Origin of the sequence: Thiocapsa sp. (genome assembly GCF_011390875.1) — a bacterium.
Lineage (GTDB): Bacteria > Pseudomonadota > Gammaproteobacteria > Chromatiales > Chromatiaceae > Thiocapsa.
This window is the reverse complement of record NZ_JAABRP010000376.1, coordinates 1-2,690: the sequence shown is the minus strand read 5'-3', so window position 1 is coordinate 2,690 and position 2,690 is coordinate 1. Positions and strand designations below refer to the sequence as shown.

Here is a 2,690-nt window from a genome sequence, read left to right as displayed (position 1 = left end):
CGACCGTGGTCAAGCGCATGCTCCAAAACGGCATCGGTGTGTGCAACAGCCGCATCCTGGTCCTCGGCTTTGCCTTCAAGGAAAACTGCCCGGACCTGCGCAACACCCGCGTCATCGACATCATCCAGGCCCTGCGCGAGTACAACATCGCCGTGGACTGCTACGACCCCTGGATCGACCGCGCCGAGGCCAAACACGAATACGGCCTCGAGTGCCTGCCCGAGGCCCCGCCGCCCGGTACCTACGACGCCGTCATCCTCGCCGTCGCCCACCGCGACTTCATCGAGACGGGAGCGACCGGGATCCGCCGCTGGGCCAAACCCAAGGCGATCCTCTACGACGTGAAGTCCGTTCTGCCGGTCGATACGGTGGACGGCCGGCTCTAGGCAAAAGTAAACAGAACGATCATCATCGGTTGTGTGGTGCCACGCGATCGCCTCACCGGTGGATTTCGTGGTAAGCCGCCTATCTATTCGCGTAAGCCCATGAAATAAAACTGATGCGTCTTTACCTCGACCTGTGTTGCTTCAATCGCCCCTACGACGATCAGACCCAAACGCGCATTCGCGTGGAGACCGAAGCGAAGATCCTCATTCAGGAGAAAGTGAAGCGGTCCGAATGCGATTTAGTCTGGTCGTCTACGCTGGACTTCGAGAACGCGAACAACCCCTACGATGAACATCGCCTGGCTATCCAGCAATGGCGGTCGTTGGCCTGCGCCATCGTGATCGCGGACTCGGCAATCATCGCGAAAGCACAGGAGCTGTCATTACGCGGGCTTGGCCGATACGATGCCCTGCATGTCGCCTCTGCGATGGCGGGCGGTGCGGACCTGTTCGTCACGACAGACGACCGGCTCCTCAAGAAGATGTCGCCATCGGAGGCCCTAAAGGTAATCCCGCCCGGAGAGGCTCTCGCCATGTTGGAGCACTGGTATGACAACGGAAACTGAAATCCGCCTGCGGGGCATGCGAGCTCTCATTGACGCGCTCGGTTTGGTCGAAGCTGAGCGATTTGTGGTCTCCATCAACCGAGAAAGGTTCGATTACACGACGTGGCGCCAAACAGGCTTGCCCGATTTGAGCATCGAGCAAATCGCTGCCCGCGCGAACCAACTGTCGGCTGAGCTCGACACAACGCCAAGGGCCTGACGATCATCCTCGCCGGCACCCACCCGGCCAGTCCGTGAGATTCTGGGACAAGTGCTGGAGTTTTGGTTTTTCGAGCGATTTCGCGGACTGACCGCGAAGGAGATCTGGGCGATGCTGAACTTAGTGACCCCGATTCAGGAGACGAAGGCGTATCAATCGATCTTTGCCGAAGGCGAGGCCAAGGGCGAGGTCAAGGGCAAGGCCGAGGGCAAGGCCGAGGGTAAGGCCGACAGTCTCAAGCGCCTGCTTGCGCGCCGCTTCGGCCCATTGCCCGCAGGCGCGGAGCAGCGGATCGACAGGGCGGCGGTCGCGCAACTGGACGCCTGGCTCGACGGCATCTTCGATGCCGCCAGCCTCGATGACCTGATCGGAGGCGACGCGGGGTGAGCCCCGAGACCTCGGCGATTCACATGCCGTAGGCTGTTGCTGTCAGCACCCCGACCGGGATGCCCCCAATCAAAGCGATCTCCCCTCCCGCGCGACGGAGGGGTCGGGGGAGAGGCGCAAATCAGACTAGAACTCGCTCCCACGCAGAGCGTGGGGAGCGAGTTGGTGTGGAGGGAGCTCGGTAACGAGGGCGAGGGGGAACGAGCGAAAAGCGAGGGAAATCGTTCGGCCACATGAAGACACCGAAGACATCCAAGGCACAGCGGCGCGACCCCACGCACGACAGCGGCTACAAACTGCTCTACAGCCACGCCGCCATGGTGCGCGACCTACTGCGCGGCTTCGTGCCCGGCGATTGGGTCGAAGCGCTCGACCTCGAGACCCTCGAGCGCTGCAGCGGGAGCTATGTCACCGACGACCTACGCGACCGCGCCGACGACATCGTCTGGCGCCTGCGCTGGGGCCCCGACTGGCTCTACGTCTATCTGCTGCTGGAATTCCAATCCACCGTCGATCCTTGGATGGCCGTTCGCATCCAGACCTACCTCGGGCTGCTCTACCAGGATCTCGTTCGCGCCGGGACCCTGAGTGCCGCAGGACGTCTGCCGCCCGTTCTGCCCGTGGTGCTCTACAATGGTGTCACGCCTTGGCGTGCTGCCGACACGCTCGAGCCGCTCATCGAACTGGCGCCGCCGGTGCTCGAGCGCTATCGCCCGCGACAGGCTTACCTGCTGCTCGACGAGCAACGACTCGCCAAAGCCGGTCCCCTGCCCGAACGCAACCTCTGCGCTGCACTGTTTCGGCTCGAGGCCAGCCGCGGCGCGGGCGAGGCGATGGGCATCGTGCAAGCCTTGCTCGACTGGCTCAAGGCACCGGAACAGACCGGCCTGCGCCGAGACTTCGCGGTTTGGTTCGGTCGCGTCTTCCTGCCCAAGCGACTGCCCGGCGTGCAACTGCCACCCCTTGGTGATCTCAGCGAGGTGTATCACATGCTGGCGGAGAATTTGGAAACCTGGACCGATCAGTGGAAACGAGAAGGCTTGGAACAAGGCTTGGAACAAGGCTTGGAGCAAGGCCTGGCGCAAGGCTTGGAGCAAGGTCGCGAGGCAACCCGCCACATCTTGGTCCGTCAGGTGCGACGCCGATTCGGTC

The 2,690-nt window shown here is 62.7% G+C and carries 4 protein-coding genes and 1 pseudogene; all 5 read left to right on the top strand.

The genetic code is table 11. From position 1 onward, the window contains the following. Positions 1–386 (top strand): UDP binding domain-containing protein (locus GPT33_RS18630; RefSeq protein WP_296812106.1); only part of this gene is annotated, 386 nt, incomplete at its 5' end. Positions 387–568: 182 nt separating this feature from the next. Next, on the top strand, positions 569–952 hold the full coding sequence (locus GPT33_RS18625) for a PIN domain-containing protein (RefSeq protein WP_296812103.1): 384 nt from the start codon (positions 569–571) through the stop codon (positions 950–952). Further along, a complete protein-coding gene (locus GPT33_RS18620; protein WP_296812100.1) occupies positions 936–1,151 on the top strand; it encodes a hypothetical protein in 216 nt (71 codons plus the stop codon). Before GPT33_RS18625 ends, GPT33_RS18620 begins: the two co-directional genes overlap by 17 nt. Before the next feature lie 33 nt (positions 1,152–1,184). Continuing rightward, positions 1,185–1,538 (top strand): annotated as a pseudogene (locus GPT33_RS18615) (DUF4351 domain-containing protein); the annotation flags it as partial. 233 nt (positions 1,539–1,771) lie between these two features. Beyond that, the coding region (locus tag GPT33_RS18610) for an Rpn family recombination-promoting nuclease/putative transposase (protein ID WP_296812097.1) at positions 1,772–2,690 on the top strand (919 nt) is incomplete at its 3' end.